Raw genomic sequence first — 15,973 nt, 5'->3', positions numbered from 1 at the left:
TTATTTTTATTATTTATTAGACTCTTTTTTAATTTCTGAAATTTTAGGCAAAATTCTTAAATTGATTTTTGCTTTTAATATCTTATGTGCTGAAGGTAAAATATCTGATTTAATACTATTTTCTACATTAGCAAACCACTTATTTTCTTTAGCATACATATCAAATGAACCTTTAATTGAATATCGATTCCAAAGTCCATGAAGAATACTATTAGAATGATTACTATTTGTATCACAAAGTTTTTTTGCAAAGACTATTGGATCAATTTCTTTTAAAATTGGATAATCGTAATAATAATTTTCTTCGCTATTGGTAAGGCTAATACGTTGAGCAAATAACCAACCATCTGTATCCATTAGATCTAATAAATTTTTTACTCTTTCAATATCTTGCTCACTATATTTCTCTTCATATGAAGCCATCACTTCTTTAATAAATTTATCAAATTCCAATATACCTTTAGCATAAAAGCCATAAGAGCCAGAATGTTCAGTGAAACTAAAATCCTTTATCTCTCTCATTCTTTCATTAATACTAAATAGACTTTTCCAATGTTTTTTAGCAATAGGTAGTAGATCTTCTACAGAGAAAAAAATTAAATTATTTTTCTTTAAATAAATTAGCATACTTATTGTATGCAATACATCAGAGGTATGCTGTAAACCATTACTTTCAATTTCGGATTTAGCCTGTTTAATTAATCGTTCAAATTCTAATTCAGGTAAATCCCAAAAATCCATTAACTTAAACCATGTAGGCTGTTCTTCTTTAAGCCGGCTTTGTTGCACAAACCTATCTGTAAAGGCTTTTTTAGCGATATAATTTTCAAATGAAGAAGCCTACACACAAAATCTACCGCACAACCAATTGGCCCGCATATAACCGAGCACTCATGAGTCGCGGAAATATTGCCATTTGGTTTGATCCTGCTACGCAATGGTATGCTCCATCAAAAGGCAAACAAGGGCGAAATCAAACCTACTCCGACGCAGCCATCCAATGCTGCTTAATGATTAAATCCTTATTTCGTCTGTCTTTACGTATGGTTACTGGCTTTGTACAAAGTCTGATTAAACTTTGCGGATTAAATTGGATAGCTCCAGATTACACCACGTGGCATCATAACAAACCAGTCCACCGAGTAAAATTTGTGCACCACATTCTTTATAAAGCGAAAACTGGCTGCTTAAATAGCCTGAGCTTGCACTTTCTACAAAAGCAACTTTCAGTTTTTTTTGTTCGAGTAAATCACAACATTCTTTTAACATGGCTATCATTTTTATTTGAGGGTGATGTATTCAATGTATAGACGAAATGTGGATTCTTCAATCACCCTTACGATTGTATACATTTATACAAAACATGCTGTTAAAAGCTAAATATGAGATACACATGTTCAAAATTCAGCGAATGAGTGTGTTTGACCAAGAGTTAAGCAAAATTTGCATTTAACGGTATCATCTAAGCTTAAACAGTGGTAAAAATAAAAATAAAGTGCTTGATGAAAGTAGGTTGTTACAATGAAAACTACAGTTAAATATGTAGTCCTGAAAAGTCTGGACTATCAGTTGGGTACCCCTTTATTTCAGGAAGAAATTGATGCGGATGCACAGTATTTTGATCAGATTCCTGCGATTATTACCTACCAGAATTTAAAACTAAAGGTGAAAAGCAAGGAGTTAAAACGTTTGCAATTACCCGATGAAAAAGAAGATACTCAAACGATTATTGTAAAAATGGTCGCGATTTAATTAATAATTTGAATAAGATTGAAAAAACCTCTTTTTTAGAGGTTTTTTAATAAACTATTAGATAACAATATATTATAAAATGTTTGCTTACTTATTTTTATTTATTATTATGTTTAATTAAAGTGTTTATAATGCAGTAATTAATATCTTAAAAGGGTTACTTTTTTTGTTTTTGTTCCTCGTTTTAATCATATATTAATAATTAAAAATAAAATTTCCCTTCATTTTTAGGGGAATATCATGAAAAACTTTTATCAGCGGCGATTCCTTTGGTTTTTATTTTTGGTCTTTTTGCATAAGTGAATGTATTGATCAATCTTCAGATGGTTACAGATTGCGGAAACTATGTCGTAGCGCATGGGATTGACGATTCTGCTTATATACAAAATTATAATATGATGGAAAGATATACTAATTGACTTAACTATATTTAGACTAGAATGATCGGTAATTGGGTCTTCGCCCCATACTTAACCCAATTGTTTAATCTTCTCAAAAATGACTTATATTTTAATTGAGTGTATAACCAATTTTTGATCTTCCCTGTATAAAGTATTTAGAATCTTTATATAGGTTTTGATGTCTTGAAAAAATATTAAATCTAAGTTTTATAGTTAATAATTTTACGAATTATAAATAAAATATTTATATTTTAAAAAAGTAGAATTTTGCATTTTTTTAGATATAGATTTCATCTGCACATATTAGTAGCTATTCTTATTATTTACGAGATGCTTGGGTAAATAATGTAAGTGTAAAAATGGATTATCAATAGTTTAAATCAATTTATTTTACATTGAATTAGTCTGTAACAGGTTATGACTTGGAGTTTATGCAGAAGGCTGTAGAGTAAATACTGAACTCGTAAAGATCGGTTCATTTACTTATAAAGGAAAAAGGAGCGTCTCCAATGGCTAACCAAAACCAACAAAATCCGAACCAGAATCAGCAACAGCGTCAGCAAAATCAGCAAGACCAATGGCAAAATCCAAATCAACAGCAACAGCAACAGCCTAACCAGCAAAATCAACAGAACCCAAATCAACGTCAGCAAAATCAGCAGAACCAGCAAGATCAACAGAATCAGCAGGATCTGCAACAGCAACAGCAGCCTAATCAACAAGGTCAACAGCAAGATTCAACACAACAAGCTCATCAGCGTGATCAACAAAATCAACGCGGACAACAGCGCTAAGTATTGAAACTCGAAGAAAGCCGCCATAAGGCGGTTTTCTTTTGGGCTTCATAACTGAATTTAAGTTTGGAAAGACGTTGATGAAGAAAATGTAGAATAGAGTACTGTGGCTTTGTTGCACAAACCTATCTGTAAAGGCTTTTTTAGCGATATAATTTTCAAATGAAGAAGCCTACACACAAAATCTACCGCACAACCAATTGGCCCGCATATAACCGAGCACTCATGAGTCGCGGAAATATTGCCATTTGGTTTGATCCTGCTACGCAATGGTATGCTCCATCAAAAGGCAAACAAGGGCGAAATCAAACCTACTCCGACGCAGCCATCCAATGCTGCTTAATGATTAAATCCTTATTTCGTCTGTCTTTACGTATGGTTACTGGCTTTGTACAAAGTCTGATTAAACTTTGCGGATTAAATTGGATAGCTCCAGATTACACCACGCTTTGTAGAAGACAAAAGCATATTGATATTGTAATCAGCTACCAAAAAAGTAGCGATGGGCTGCATCTACTCATGGACTCTACAGGCATGAAGTTTCTAGGTGAGGGCGAATGGAAACGCAAGAAACATGGATCTGAATATCGTCGCCAATGGCGTAAACTTCATATTGGTATAGATGCCAAAACCCTACAAATACGAGCAGTTCAGCTTACAACCAATAATGTCAGTGATTCACAGGTGCTTGGTGATTTACTTGATCAGATTCCACAAGATGAGCGGATTGACTCTGTTTATACCGATGGAGCTTATGACACCAAGCAATGCCGTCAGGTCATTGCAGATCGGCAAGCGCATGCGGTGATTCCACCTAGAAAAAATGCGAAACAATGGAAAGATACAAAGAGTAGCTCGCTAGAGCGAAATGAATTACTTCGAACAATTAAACGTTTAGGCAGGACACTATGGAAAAAATGGTCAGGCTATCATCGGCGAAGTTTGGTTGAAACTAAGATGCACTGCATTAAATTATTAGGAGATAAACTCAGCGCAAGGAGTTTTGGTAGCCAAGTGAATGAGATCCATGCACGTGTAGCAGTCCTTAACAGATTTACGGAATTAGGTCGCCCACTTACCCAAGTTACGCCTTAAATTTGGCTCAATTAGGGGCGCTTTGCATTTCAAATCTTTGTGCAACAAAGCCTCCGTTCAATAACACAGCATATTCAAAATTCTTGTTTCCATCGAAATAATAGTCCAGGTAGTCTTCGATATGTTTATTAGGCTCTGAAATATAGCTATGCATGAACTTTGATTAACTCTTTTTTAATTAGAATGAATTACTAAAATTAAAACCCAATGAAAAATATTTCTCAACATGCTAAAAATGATTTATCTCTTTAAAAGCTATAAGAACCCCATGAAAACATTTAACCCCCTATTCCTCACACTTGCTCTAAGCACCACAGCCCTCACCACCCAAGCGGCTGAAACCACTATTCCAGCTCAAAAACAAGTCGCTGGCTACTACCATCACCAAATCGGCAACACTCAAATCACCGCCCTACTCGATGGTACAAACTATTTAAACCCAGCTTTATTTAAGGGCTTAAGTGACAGCGAAAAAACGGGCATTCTCAAAAAATACGCTGCCATCAACGACAAAGGCATACAAACCTCAGTCAATGCTTTTTTAATCAATACAGGCAACCAACTACTAATGGTCGACAGCGGTGCTGCAAGCTGCTTTGGCACACACTTAGGTTCAATCTATAACAACCTAAAAGCTTCAGGGTATCAGCCTGGACAGGTCAATAGCATTTTCCTGACCCATTTACACCCTGACCATGTCTGCGGCATCTCAAATAACGGTGTAGCAAATTACCCAAATGCCACACTGCATATTTCCAAAACCGAATATGACTACTGGCTCAGTCCAAACACCATCAAGAAACTACCCAAAGAAAACCAAGAGAAATTTTTAGGCACAGTTGAGAAAATTAAAGCCGCACTTGCACCGTATGAAAAAGCCAAAAAAATTAAGGTCTTTTCAGACAAAGCTTTCGCTTTGGGTGATATTCAATTTAAGCCATCTTTCGGTCATACCCCAGGGCATTACAGCTTTAAACTGAAAACCGATGCTCAAGAAGTGGTATTTATTGGTGACATCGTGCATTCACATACCTTGCAGTTTGATGCACCAAAAACAGCGGTAGATTTTGATATAGACCCTAAGGCAGCAGTCGAAACCCGTCTTAAACATTTTGCTGAATATGCCAAAGCGGGTCAGTTGATTGCTGCACCACATTTACCTTTCCCCGGGATTGGGCATATCTATTCAAAAGATGGTCAAAGCTATCAGTGGATACCGGTACACTTTAAAGATTAATTGAATACTGTGATTGCAATATTCAGCTATGAAACCCTAAGCTTTTAGGGTTTCATTTATTTTATAAACACCTAACCAATAAGTATTAAAGATCTCAGACTCAAAAATCACGTTTAGATTGAGAATTAAAATCCGCTACTTCACTTAACTTTTTAAATTTTTTCTTAAAAATTGCTTCACATTCATTGTGCACCTTTAGCACTCATTTTTAGCATTCAATTGAGTCCGATAAATCTAAATATTTAAAAATCAGGTATAAATTTTAAATTTATCGTCTCTTGTAGTGTCTTAGTTTGGTGCAGACAAATCACATTATGCCTTATATCGAGTCTTATTAATTTCAATAAATTCTTCATCAAAATTTCCCTTGCTAGTGCCTCTTTTAGAATCAGTTTGCCTCTATATACTGGGTTTCTTTTGTGATTCTACGCACTAAATTGGAACTCACCATGCAAAATATAGACTTATTATTTCTCCTTCTCGGTGCAGTTCTAGTACTTGCCATGCATGCAGGATTTGCTTTTCTGGAACTTGGAACAGTTCGACATAAGAATCAGGTCAATGCCTTAAGTAAAATTCTAACTGACTTTGCCATCTCTGCAATCGCATACTTTTTAGTGGGTTACTATATTGCCTATGGACAGCATTTTTTCCATGATGCCAATACCTTAGCAGCTGATCATGGCTATAACCTGATGCGCTGTTTCTTCCTGCTTACCTTTGCTGCAGCCATTCCAGCGATTATCTCTGGTGGTATTGCTGAACGGGCCAAAATGCGCTCGCAGGCTTTAGCAACGTTATTTCTGGTTGCCCTGATTTATCCGTTTTTTGAAGGCATGATCTGGAATGGTAACTTTGGTTTCCAGGACTGGTTGGCTCAGGCATTTGGTGCCAGCTTTCATGATTTCGCGGGTTCAGTGGTGGTGCATGCCATGGGTGGCTGGATCGCACTGGCTGCGGTAATTCTGCTTGGTGCACGTCATGGCCGCTATAAAAACGATGGCCGGATTACAGCACATCCGCCTTCATCGATTCCATTTTTGGCTTTAGGTTCATGGATTTTAATTGTCGGCTGGTTTGGTTTTAATGTCATGAGTGCCCAGCGCCTCGATGCTATTTCTGGACTGGTCGCCATCAACTCTTTAATGGCAATGGTCGGTGGAACAATTGCAGCCAAAGTGGCAGGTAAAGATGACCCGGGCTTTCTGCATAATGGACCATTAGCCGGTTTAGTAGCGATCTGTGCAGGCTCAGATGTGGTACATCCATTGGGTGCGCTTTTTATCGGGATCAGCGCAGGCGTGATTTTTGTGAAATTGTTTACGTATACCCAAAATAAACTCAAAGTGGATGATGTGCTTGGCGTCTGGCCTTTGCATGGTGTATGCGGAGCTTTTGGGGGTCTTGCTGTGGGTATCTTCGGTCAGCAATGGCTGGGAGGCATGGGTGGCATTTCTTTAATTTCACAGCTAGTTGGTACAGTTCTCGCCATTATTGTTGCTTTGGCAGGTGGCTTCCTGATCTATGGCCTGCTCAAAGTATGGATTGGTATTCGTCTCACCCGGGAAGAAGAATTTACCGGTGCAGACCTGTCCATTCACCGTATTTCTGCGAATTCTGAAGAAAATATTTTTTAATGCTATCGTAAAAAAGCCCCTATTTCACAGGGGTTTTTTTTATCTGCAGCGGAGATTATAGGAAATGATTACTTCATCCCAAAGATCAGCTTTAAGCCAAGCACGGTCATGACTGCACCTGCAGCACGATCAAAGCCTGCTTTGAATTTTAAATACACACGACGTGGCTTTTCTGCAGACAAGGCAACTGCCACCAAAGAACACCATCCTGCATCAATAAAGAAACATAGGACCGGAAGCACGACATAGAAATAGGTCGGAATTTCTTTAGGCAAAAGTGCAGTAAAAATACTGGCTAATACAATGGCAATTTTGGGGTTAGATAATTGAGTGATCAAGCCTGTGGTATAAGCACGACGCAGTGACATCTGGGTATTGCTGTCTTCATCGGTATTAATCGGCTCTTTGGCATGTTTAATAATTTTAAATGCCAGCCAGAGCAAATAGATCCCACCACAGATTTTTAAAGCCAGATAGGCAGAGGGCACAGCCAGTAAAAATGCCTGTAAGCCTAGAACTGCGAGCAGACCAAAAACGGCGGCACCTGTACCGGTTCCTAATGCCGTAAACAGGCCATGCTTACGCGAAATAGCAATTGAATTTTTTGCCACATAAATCGATGTCGGCCCAGGGCTCATTGCGCCTAACATTAATGCAAAGGCAATTGAGCCCAAAATCCAGAATGATTCCACAACACAACCCGGTTAAATCTTGATTGCGCTATTCTAAGCAAAATGCAGCACGAATGCTGCATTTTTATGGTGCAAAATCTTAACTTTATCTAATAAATATTCAGTTTAGGTTTACTGAACGTCTTGGACGATGAATTGTGGTTTAGACAAATGATAGTCGTGATCATGTACCGGCATTCCGCCTATGATCATGGTTCTGACTTCAGTTTTCGGTTTATTCATTTTGTCATTATCACAGCCAGCCAGACTGGACAGAAGTAACGCAAGCACAACATAGGATAGATGTTTCATTTGCTACCCTCCTGACAGATTCTCTTAGTTTTAGATTAGCATTTTATGTCTGTTTTTTATTCAATTATTTTGTGACAAGCTGCATCATCCAAGAATGTAGTTAGAATAGGAATAAAGTCACTTTCGGGTACGCTCAAATTGGTTATACTGTTGCCGTTCTCACTTTTAAGATTGCCATGTTTGATTCGATTGCCCAGCAATTCATAGACCAAACCCTGAATGTACACGGTATGCAACTGACCATACGTCGGTTAGATCTGGTGCATCCACGGATTTCGGGCAACAAGTTTTTTAAGCTGAAATATAATTTTCTGCAAGCGCAACAACAAGGGTTTAAAAAGCTGCTGACTTTTGGCGGTGCTTATTCAAATCATATTGCAGCGACGGCATTTGCGGCGCATCAGTTTGGTTTTGAAAGTATCGGCATTATTCGTGGTGAAGAACTTAAAGAAAAACCCTTAAATCCTACCTTAAAGACCGCGCAAGACTTTGGCATGCGGTTGCATTTTTTCAGCCGTGAGGATTATCGACGTAAACAGCAACCCGATTTTTTGGCAGAATTACAGCAGCAGTTTCTAGATCATTACGTGATTCCTGAAGGGGGTACCAATACGCTTGCTATTCAAGGCTGTCAGGAAATTTTAAAACCTGGAGATCGACAGTTTGATGTGATCTGTTGTGCAGTGGGTACAGGCGGTACAATTACAGGACTGATTGAAGCCAGTCAAAATCATCAACACATTTTAGGTTTTTCTGCACTGAAAGGGACATTCTTAACAGAAGATGTCGCCAAACTGACCAGCAAGAAAAACTGGCAGATTATGGATGACTATTGCTGTGGTGGTTATGCCAAAACTACAGCTGAACTGATTCAGTTTATTCAGGACTTTGAAGCTGAATACGGTATTCCTCTAGAACAGATTTATACCGGGAAAATGTTGATGGGCCTGACTGAGCTGATTGCAAAGGGTTATTTCCCTACTGGATCAAAGCTATTGGTTATTCATACTGGAGGCCTGCAAGGCAAAATCCCTGAGCTGTATACAAATTAAACCGGATTAATCGGCTCATTATTATTTAAAGCCATCAAACCTTTGGCCAGACGGTAAATGTGCCAGATAAACACTACAAACAGAATCCCGAATCCAATCAGAATCGTGGTTAATAAGCCACCGATCAGATAACCGATTAAACTGACCCAGAAGGTTCGAATCTGCCAGTCGCTATGACTTTCCAGCCAGGTGCCGCGCATTTCATTGCGTTTCAGATAGTTCATAATAATAGCAACAATCGGCGTCAGGCCGACAAAGAAGCCCAGAATATACAGAATATAAGTGATCAGATTATATTGTTTTAATTGTTCGATATTCGCCATCAGTCTTTCTCCCTGGGCTTTCTATCCTCATGTATAAAACTATAGAAGCAGCTTTTCAGTATTTCAAATCAGTTGTGATGAATGTCTGATGAATATCTGTAATTCGATTTGCTTCAGGATGAATAGAGAAAGCTGAAATAAAATTGTCTATAATGCTTTCCTTTTCTTCTCCCTTGAGTGTGTCATGTCTTCCAAGCAATACGATGTTCTAGTCATAGGTGCAGGTGCGTCAGGTTTAATGACAGCATATATGGCTGCGCAACGTGGTCGTCGTGTTGTCGTGGTTGAAAAGGCCAATAAGGTCGGTAAAAAGATCCTAATGTCTGGTGGTGGCAAATGTAACTTCACCAACCTGTACGTCGAGCCGGAAAATTTTATCTCGCATAACCCACATTTTGTTATTTCAGCCCTGACCCGTTATACCAACTGGGATTTCATTGGTATGGTATGCGAGTACGGTATTGAATATGAAGAGCGTAAGCATGGGCAGCTGTTTACGCTGAATGGCGCCAAAGAAATTCTGGCAATGCTGCTGTCTGAATGTAATAAGACCGGTCTGGTCGATATTAAAACGAGTTGTGAAGTCAAAGCAGTCAACGCGGTCGACGATCAAGGTTTGCAGGTTGCAACATCTTTGGGATATTTAGAAGTTGAATCTGTAGTGGTGGCTTCCGGTGGCCTGTCAATTCCGACCCTGGGTGGTTCTGGTATTGGCTATGAGATTGCCAAGCAATTTGGGCACTATATCTATCCGACCCGTGCCGGTCTAGTGCCATTTACCTTCTCGGATAATTTTAAAGAAGTTACGATGCGCTTAAGTGGTAATGCGGTAGAAGCAACTTTATCCAATGAGCTGAACAGCTTTACTGAAGCCCTGCTGTTTACCCATCGTGGCCTAAGTGGTCCAAGCTCGTTGCAATTGTCTAACTACTGGGACGTGGGTCAAAGCTTTAAGGTCGATTTCCTGCCAAGTGTGGATCTGTTTGATTTCTTCAAATCCAGAAAACAAAGCCAGCCAAAAGTCTTGTTACGGACCCTACTCACCGAGTACTTACCCAAAAGTGTGGTACTGGAATTACAGCATCTGATTTGGACTGAGGTTGCAGAAACCTCGATTGGCAATATCAGTGATGATAAACTGGAACAGATCGCCAAACGTTTGCACAGCTTTGAAGTGAAACCATCAGGCACCGAAGGCTATCGTACTGCCGAAGTAACGCTAGGGGGTGTAGATACGACTGAAGTTTCTTCCAAGACCATGGAAAGCAAGAAACAAAAAGGTTTGTTCTTTGTCGGTGAAATTCTGGATGTTACCGGACATCTGGGTGGATTTAATTTCCAATGGGCATGGTCATCGGCGCATGCCGCATCAGAATATGTTTAATTTATAAATACTCTAAAGTCAGTCTCAAGTTCACTCTAGATAGTCTGTTTTAAACAGCTTAAGATTGGCCGTATTTTCAAGACGGTCAATCGTCAGCTGCATTTTTCGGCCGGCTTCTTGCAGATAATATGGTGCTGCATTTGCAGTAGAGCTAATAAATTTAGACTGTTTTAATTTCCACATATTGTTGATCTCCTTTGTCTTTATATTATTAATGCAATAAAAATACCAAAATTAATTTAGTATTCATTTGAATATTCTATATTTTCAACATGACAATTCTATTTCAACGAATTAACAGGATTTTTCAGTTAAATTCGTCTGTATCCGGTATATTCTTTTCCAGCGCTTGTTCAGAGCGCTTATCTGCTTTGCTCTTAACAAAGATAAATCTATAGGCAGCAGTAAAAAAGCCAATCGTAATTCCTGCAATCACTAAAGGTGCGAGAACTTTATTCGGTTTTTTTGCATTCATTCATTTTTCCTCATGACTGAACAAAATCGACCACTTAAGCGTGGCCGATTTTATTTGATTGGAATAGGTTAATTCAGGTCATCTTTCTTTGGACGACTATCGACATTCGGTTCGTCTTCACCTGTAGAGCCAAATGGATTATTAGCTGGTGGATGAGTTGGATCGACGTCGAGTGAGTCCGGTACAGCCTGATCTATATCTGGAGTAACCTGATCAATACCTGATGCTTCATCATCCTGCGGTGCAGTAGTAAGTGATGCAGGGGTACTATTCGATAAGTCCGTACGCATTGGCGCATTGTCATCATTCTGACCTGGAGTAGGCACGATACTCGCTCCTGTTGTAGTAGCTGGTTCAGTCGCAGAAGTCGCACTACCTGAACCAAAAGCTGAAGTCATGATATCGGTATCTTTTTTCAAGGGATTTGGTTCTTTGCCTTCACGTTTGGCTTTATCAATCAGATCAGTCAGAACACGTTCTGCCGGCTGACGACCACCAAGACCGAATGCCAGGGCAAAAGCCACTGCTACTGCGCCCAAAGTCAGACCGAATGCAAGGTTTACAATCGAATCGGCAATGCCCATTGCGCGTAAGCCCATTGCAACTACCAGACCCATAATCAGGACACGAACCAGATTGGCTAACCAGCGGGAACTGTTATATTCACCGCGCTGCACTACATTCGCAACCACATTTGCCAGCCAGAAGCCAACCACCAGAATCACTGCGCCGAGCAGGATATTCGCACCGAAGTAAATGAACATCGCAATCAGGCTACTTACCTGTTCAAAACCAAGACGGTTCGCCGCTTCAGACACAGCGAAAAGCATAGTGAACAGAATGATTAGGACGCCCACGACATGAGAAATTTTAGTGGTACCTAGGAAACGTTGTAAGTCTAGCTTGGCCGGAACTTCATCTACACCCGTACCTGCCAGAACTTCAGTAACCAGCTTCGCGACCAGTTTCGATACGACATAAGCCAGAATCAGAATCAGGGCTGCGGCAATGATATTTGGAATGGCATTCATTACCTCATACAACATCGCGGTTGCAGGTTGTGAAATCGCCTCAATACCGAGAGCTTCAAAAGCAATGATCAGCGCTGTAATAATGATTACAGCAAAGATGAAGGAACCAATTACTTGAGGAACATTAGAGTTCTTGAAGATGCCAACTTTTTCTGCCTGTTGCTGTACATTCAGACTACGCAATAAACCTTCTACAATGCCACGGATGATTTTCGCCAGAATATAGCCGACAAAAACAATCACACCGGCAATAAAGATATTAGGCAGATAACCAACAACATCATTGACCATGTTCTGAACTGGATACAGCAGACCGCTTAAACCCAGAATCGAGAGTACGATAGGCAGGAATAACAACAGAATCAGCCAGTAAATAATTTCACTGATATTCTCACTTAATGGCTTTACACCAACTTCTGAACTGAGTTTTTCATCCAGTTGAGTGCGGTCAAGCAACTTCTGTAGTCCCACCTTGACTAGATTGGCAACAATCCAGCCAATGAATCCGACAGCAATCGCAGCAAGCAATTGAGGGATAAACAGCAGGAAGCGCTGAATCATGTTACTGAACGGTCCACTGACATTGGTCAGATTCAGCACATTCAGTGCACCAATAACTGCCATAATCAGGATTAACCAGAAGACAATTCTTGTGATGATATTTTCAATATTGGAACGATGGCCAGTCGCATGGTTTAGCCGCTCATTGGTGCCAAGCTTTTGCAGGATTTTTTTTACGCCTGCAGAGACCAGTAATGCAATAACCCAGCCTATCAGCAGGATCGCCACTGCACTTAATATGGGATGAAACTGTTCCCAATAGTACATGGCATCATAACCGCCTGGGCCTCTCATATATTCATTCATGTTGTCATGCCCTCTATGGTTTTACTTTATTTATAAGTATTTACAGACTTCTTTTTTGGAAAGTTGTAAAGCCGTCTGTCATGCATTATTCACATTAGAATTGGAGCTTTTTTTATTCAATTGAGAAATGCACAACTACAACAAATCCGCACATTAGATTGCAAAAAAGCCCTGATTCTTAACCAGGGCTTTTTAAGAGGGTGCCTACTGACCAGCACCTCGACTAGATCCTTCTGAGTCGGTTGCTATACCAACATCCATACCTCCCGCTGTATCTTCTGCGGTAGCTTCAGTCGTACCAGTAACACCACTTAAGTTCGCAGGCTGATTCAGATCCTGACTACGCCCTTCCTCTGACTGAGCTGGGGTCGTATTGTTCATGGTTGCTGGTTGAGCTTGCGGATTTGGATGACCCGGAGGTGCTTCTTCTGGTGAAGGCTTAATATCGGCAAACATATAAAGTAGCAACGCCAGCAGGAAGACACCCACTAAAATTAAAATATAGACAGGAATTCTTTTCTTCTGCCGTGTATCTTCATCATAGCCTGAAGGTGGTGTTTTGTTGAAATCATTAGCCATAACCATCCTCACTGTTTTTTATTCATGTGTGGATTTCATCATAACAAGTTGATTTTTTAACTTGTGTGACAAAAATAAGTGAGATGGTGACGGCGTGTAAGTCTGTAACAGCGTAGAAGTTTCTACACTATTGGTTATTTAAATAATCCTTTGCCTGGCTCATGCCGAACTTCAACCAATGTTTCATGTTCATCTTTTAGCTGTACGCCCGAAAGCTGCAATGCACAGGATTTTTGCATGAGTGCGATTAAGCGTTGGATCGCCAGCGGATAGGACAGACCTGCCGGACGAACATTGGAGATACAGTTTCTGAGTGCATCATGGCAGCCTTTAAAAGCATTATAAGTATAATAAATTCCCATACTATCCGGAGAACTCAACCCTGGGCGTTCACCAATGAGCATCACCAGCATTTTGGCTTTTAAAATTTCTGCAACCTCATCTCCCAGTGCGACACGGCTACCACGGGCAATAATTACAGGAGCTAACCTCCAGCCTTGTACTTTGCAAGCTTCTACCAAAGCAGGAATAAAGTGTGGTGTATTTTCTTCAATAGCACGTGCAGATAGTCCATCTCCCGCGACAATCACCACATCCCAAGTGTCATGATGTTCATTCCGGTATTGCTGTAACATCGTTTTAGACTCATCAGACAGGATACGACCCAAATCCGGGCGTTTTAAATAGAAATCCTTTTCCACTGCTTGGCTTTCAATGTCTAAAATCGTTAGACCAGTCCTGCTTAGACTTTCTTTAAGTTGATCAGCAGCAAGTGATTTAAGCACAGCATCTTTGGCTTGGGCATGTGCCAGCTGAAACTCCAGACTTGGTCGGGTTGGTAAACTGCCACCTGCCCGGCCTAAGGCAATACGCGCATCGGTATAGGCTTTGAGCTGTTGCCAGGGATTGTCTTGCAGCTGTGACTGAAATTGCACATCAGGAACCAGTTTCATCATCACTCCTTAAGACAGCATCAAACGGGAAAACTGTTTGGGTAATTCAGTCGGCCACTGCAACTGATGGGCTTGCTGAGAAAGAATACCCTGCTGTTGCAGCCAGTGGTCAAATTCAGGCGCCGGTTTTAAGCCTAATAACTGACGAATATATAAAGCATCATGGAAAGAGGTAGTTTGATAGTTCAGCATCACATCATCTGAACCCGGAATCCCCATGATAAAATTCAGTCCGGCATTGGCGAGTAGAGTCAGCAAGATATCCATGTCATCCTGATCTGCATCGGCATGGTTGGTATAGCAAATATCACAACCCATCGGCACGCCGAGCAGCTTGCCACAGAAATGATCCTCCAGTCCTGCCCGGATAATCTGCTTACCGTTATACAGATATTCCGGGCCGATAAAGCCGACCACGGTATTGACCAATAAAGGGTTAAATTTACGTGCCACGGCGTAGGCACGTGCTTCCAGAGTTTGCTGATCGACCCCATGATGACCATTACTGGACAAAGCACTGCCCTGTCCAGTTTCAAAATACATCACGTTCTGACCCACTGTGCCACGTTTCAGGCTTAAAGTCGCTTCATAACCTTCCTGTAAAAGTTCCAGATTAATGCCGAAGCCGGTATTAGCTTTTTCAGTTCCCGCGATGGACTGGAACATCAGGTCAATCGGGATATTTTTATTCGCCAACTGAATCCCTGAAGTGATATGGGTCAGCACACAGGACTGGGTCGGAATCTGATATTCATGAATAATATGATCCAATAATTTTAATAACTCGGAGAGGTTTTGCAGGTTGTCAGTCGCAGGATTAATCCCGATCACCGCATCACCACTGCCATACATCAGCCCATCCAGGATCGATGCTGAAATTCCCATCAGATCATCGGTGGGATGATTCGGCTGCAAGCGGGTGGAAAGATGTCCTTCCAGCCCGATGGTGTTTCTAAATCGGGTCACCACCCGGCATTTTTTTGCCACCAGAATCAGATCCTGGTTGCGCATGATTTTACTGACCGCTGCCACCATTTCTGGGATCAGCCCCATTTTTAAGGCCGTAATTTTTTCAGTGGTGGCATCTGTACTCAACAGCCAGTTACGAAAATCCCCCAGAGTAAAATGCGAGATCGGATAGAAGGCAGCGGCATCATGTTCATCCAGAATCAGTCGGGTCACTTCATCCTGTTCATAAGGTATTAAAGCTTCATTCAAAAACTGCTGTAATGGTACTTCTGCCAGACACATTTGTGCAGCAACCCGCTCAGTTGCATCATGGGCAGCAATCCCTGCCAGCTGATCGCCAGACCGTTCAGGGCTAGCCTTGGCCATCAGTGTTTTTAAGTCTTCAAAAATATAGTGCTGACTGGCCACATTGATCTGATACAGCATAAGCATGTTCTCCCT

Annotated in this window: 17 protein-coding genes and 2 pseudogenes; 8 read left to right on the top strand and 11 right to left on the bottom strand. The window is 40.6% G+C overall.

The features are described 5' to 3' along the window. Positions 1 to 9: 9 nt before the first annotated feature. A complete protein-coding gene (locus F955_RS04395; RefSeq protein WP_004891746.1) occupies positions 10 to 789 on the bottom strand; it encodes a hypothetical protein in 780 nt (259 codons plus the stop codon). A gap of 41 nt (positions 790 to 830) precedes the next feature. On the opposite strand from F955_RS04395, the pseudogene F955_RS16285 reads away from it, so the two are divergent. Continuing rightward, positions 831 to 1,115: pseudogene (locus tag F955_RS16285) on the top strand (transposase); the annotation flags it as partial. Positions 1,116 to 1,119: 4 nt separating this feature from the next. On the opposite strand, the pseudogene F955_RS04390 reads toward F955_RS16285, so the two are convergent. Beyond that, positions 1,120 to 1,269, bottom strand: a pseudogene (locus F955_RS04390) (CinA family protein); the annotation flags it as partial. A 252-nt stretch (positions 1,270 to 1,521) separates the two neighbouring features. On the opposite strand from F955_RS04390, the gene F955_RS04385 reads away from it, so the two are divergent. From F955_RS04385 to F955_RS04365, 5 genes are all read left to right on the top strand, one after another. Then, positions 1,522 to 1,752: a hypothetical protein gene (locus F955_RS04385; protein ID WP_004809153.1), complete on the top strand. Its 231-nt coding sequence runs from the start codon at positions 1,522 to 1,524 to the stop codon at positions 1,750 to 1,752. A 910-nt stretch (positions 1,753 to 2,662) separates the two neighbouring features. Beyond that, entirely contained in the window at positions 2,663 to 2,947 is a 285-nt protein-coding gene (locus F955_RS04380) for a hypothetical protein (RefSeq protein WP_004809157.1), read from the top strand. A gap of 162 nt (positions 2,948 to 3,109) precedes the next feature. Next, positions 3,110 to 4,042: an IS5 family transposase gene (locus tag F955_RS04375; RefSeq protein ID WP_008302424.1), complete on the top strand. Its 933-nt coding sequence runs from the start codon at positions 3,110 to 3,112 to the stop codon at positions 4,040 to 4,042. A gap of 268 nt (positions 4,043 to 4,310) precedes the next feature. After that, complete coding sequence (locus F955_RS04370; RefSeq protein ID WP_026056724.1) at positions 4,311 to 5,279, top strand: MBL fold metallo-hydrolase; 969 nt, start codon at positions 4,311 to 4,313, stop codon at positions 5,277 to 5,279. Positions 5,280 to 5,728: 449 nt separating this feature from the next. Then, positions 5,729 to 6,916: an ammonium transporter gene (locus F955_RS04365; RefSeq protein WP_004891734.1), complete on the top strand. Its 1,188-nt coding sequence runs from the start codon at positions 5,729 to 5,731 to the stop codon at positions 6,914 to 6,916. A gap of 68 nt (positions 6,917 to 6,984) precedes the next feature. Here the strand turns inward: F955_RS04365 and F955_RS04360 are convergent, their stop codons facing one another. Both F955_RS04360 and F955_RS04355 read right to left on the bottom strand, forming a co-directional pair. After that, on the bottom strand, positions 6,985 to 7,608 hold the full coding sequence (locus F955_RS04360) for a LysE family translocator (RefSeq protein ID WP_004814733.1): 624 nt from the start codon (positions 7,606 to 7,608) through the stop codon (positions 6,985 to 6,987). A 111-nt stretch (positions 7,609 to 7,719) separates the two neighbouring features. Then, the gene (locus tag F955_RS04355; RefSeq protein WP_004891732.1) at positions 7,720 to 7,899 is read right to left on the bottom strand and encodes an NF038215 family lipoprotein; all 180 of its coding nucleotides are present in this window, start codon (positions 7,897 to 7,899) and stop codon (positions 7,720 to 7,722) included. 176 nt (positions 7,900 to 8,075) lie between these two features. Between F955_RS04355 and F955_RS04350 the strand changes: the two genes are divergently transcribed. After that, a complete protein-coding gene (locus F955_RS04350) occupies positions 8,076 to 8,951 on the top strand; it encodes a 1-aminocyclopropane-1-carboxylate deaminase/D-cysteine desulfhydrase (RefSeq protein WP_004891729.1) in 876 nt (291 codons plus the stop codon). Here the strand turns inward: F955_RS04350 and F955_RS04345 are convergent. Next, positions 8,948 to 9,274: a DUF4870 family protein gene (locus F955_RS04345; RefSeq protein WP_004891726.1), complete on the bottom strand. Its 327-nt coding sequence runs from the start codon at positions 9,272 to 9,274 to the stop codon at positions 8,948 to 8,950. The genes F955_RS04350 and F955_RS04345 overlap by 4 nt on opposite strands. Before the next feature lie 184 nt (positions 9,275 to 9,458). Here F955_RS04345 and F955_RS04340 point away from each other — a divergent pair, with 184 nt between their 5' ends. Continuing rightward, positions 9,459 to 10,658, top strand: a complete 1,200-nt coding sequence (locus F955_RS04340) for a BaiN/RdsA family NAD(P)/FAD-dependent oxidoreductase (RefSeq protein WP_004891723.1) — start codon at positions 9,459 to 9,461, stop codon at positions 10,656 to 10,658. A gap of 30 nt (positions 10,659 to 10,688) precedes the next feature. Here the strand turns inward: F955_RS04340 and F955_RS16695 are convergent, their stop codons facing one another. From F955_RS16695 to F955_RS04320, 6 genes are all read right to left on the bottom strand, one after another. Beyond that, positions 10,689 to 10,841, bottom strand: coding sequence for a hypothetical protein (locus tag F955_RS16695; protein WP_004814723.1), 153 nt, complete (start codon positions 10,839 to 10,841; stop codon positions 10,689 to 10,691). Between the two features lie 124 nt (positions 10,842 to 10,965). Beyond that, complete coding sequence (locus F955_RS16690; protein WP_004814722.1) at positions 10,966 to 11,133, bottom strand: hypothetical protein; 168 nt, start codon at positions 11,131 to 11,133, stop codon at positions 10,966 to 10,968. A 68-nt stretch (positions 11,134 to 11,201) separates the two neighbouring features. Further along, positions 11,202 to 13,031, bottom strand: a complete 1,830-nt coding sequence (locus F955_RS04335) for a mechanosensitive ion channel (protein ID WP_004891720.1) — start codon at positions 13,029 to 13,031, stop codon at positions 11,202 to 11,204. Positions 13,032 to 13,235: 204 nt separating this feature from the next. Continuing rightward, positions 13,236 to 13,610 carry a hypothetical protein gene (locus F955_RS04330; RefSeq protein ID WP_004814718.1) on the bottom strand — a complete coding sequence of 125 codons (375 nt, stop codon included), beginning with the start codon at positions 13,608 to 13,610 and terminating at the stop codon, positions 13,236 to 13,238. A 134-nt stretch (positions 13,611 to 13,744) separates the two neighbouring features. Then, entirely contained in the window at positions 13,745 to 14,563 is an 819-nt protein-coding gene (gene eutC / locus F955_RS04325; RefSeq protein ID WP_004891718.1) for an ethanolamine ammonia-lyase subunit EutC, read from the bottom strand. A 9-nt stretch (positions 14,564 to 14,572) separates the two neighbouring features. Continuing rightward, positions 14,573 to 15,958: an ethanolamine ammonia-lyase subunit EutB gene (locus F955_RS04320; RefSeq protein WP_004891714.1), complete on the bottom strand. Its 1,386-nt coding sequence runs from the start codon at positions 15,956 to 15,958 to the stop codon at positions 14,573 to 14,575. Positions 15,959 to 15,973 lie beyond the last annotated feature (15 nt).

The organism is Acinetobacter schindleri CIP 107287 (genome assembly GCF_000368625.1).
In the GTDB taxonomy this organism is placed as follows: Bacteria; Pseudomonadota; Gammaproteobacteria; order Pseudomonadales; family Moraxellaceae; genus Acinetobacter; species Acinetobacter schindleri.
This window is presented reverse-complemented; position numbering and strand designations above follow the sequence as displayed.

What these genes read in the sequence shown, in the direction of transcription:
- F955_RS04385 (WP_004809153.1), top strand. Translation starts at nt 1,522, where the DNA reads ATGAAAACTACAGTTAAATATGTAGTCCTGAAAAGTCTGGACTATCAG.
- F955_RS04380 (WP_004809157.1), top strand. Translation starts at nt 2,663, where the DNA reads ATGGCTAACCAAAACCAACAAAATCCGAACCAGAATCAGCAACAGCGT.
- F955_RS04375 (WP_008302424.1), top strand. Translation starts at nt 3,110, where the DNA reads ATGAAGAAGCCTACACACAAAATCTACCGCACAACCAATTGGCCCGCA.
- F955_RS04370 (WP_026056724.1), top strand. Translation starts at nt 4,311, where the DNA reads ATGAAAACATTTAACCCCCTATTCCTCACACTTGCTCTAAGCACCACA.
- F955_RS04365 (WP_004891734.1), top strand. Translation starts at nt 5,729, where the DNA reads ATGCAAAATATAGACTTATTATTTCTCCTTCTCGGTGCAGTTCTAGTA.
- F955_RS04355 (WP_004891732.1), bottom strand. Translation starts at nt 7,899, where the DNA reads ATGAAACATCTATCCTATGTTGTGCTTGCGTTACTTCTGTCCAGTCTG.
- F955_RS04350 (WP_004891729.1), top strand. Translation starts at nt 8,076, where the DNA reads ATGTTTGATTCGATTGCCCAGCAATTCATAGACCAAACCCTGAATGTA.
- F955_RS04345 (WP_004891726.1), bottom strand. Translation starts at nt 9,274, where the DNA reads ATGGCGAATATCGAACAATTAAAACAATATAATCTGATCACTTATATT.
- F955_RS04340 (WP_004891723.1), top strand. Translation starts at nt 9,459, where the DNA reads ATGTCTTCCAAGCAATACGATGTTCTAGTCATAGGTGCAGGTGCGTCA.
- F955_RS16695 (WP_004814723.1), bottom strand. Translation starts at nt 10,841, where the DNA reads ATGTGGAAATTAAAACAGTCTAAATTTATTAGCTCTACTGCAAATGCA.
- F955_RS16690 (WP_004814722.1), bottom strand. Translation starts at nt 11,133, where the DNA reads ATGAATGCAAAAAAACCGAATAAAGTTCTCGCACCTTTAGTGATTGCA.
- F955_RS04335 (WP_004891720.1), bottom strand. Translation starts at nt 13,031, where the DNA reads ATGAATGAATATATGAGAGGCCCAGGCGGTTATGATGCCATGTACTAT.
- F955_RS04330 (WP_004814718.1), bottom strand. Translation starts at nt 13,610, where the DNA reads ATGGCTAATGATTTCAACAAAACACCACCTTCAGGCTATGATGAAGAT.
- eutC (WP_004891718.1), bottom strand. Translation starts at nt 14,563, where the DNA reads ATGAAACTGGTTCCTGATGTGCAATTTCAGTCACAGCTGCAAGACAAT.
- F955_RS04320 (WP_004891714.1), bottom strand. Translation starts at nt 15,958, where the DNA reads ATGCTGTATCAGATCAATGTGGCCAGTCAGCACTATATTTTTGAAGAC.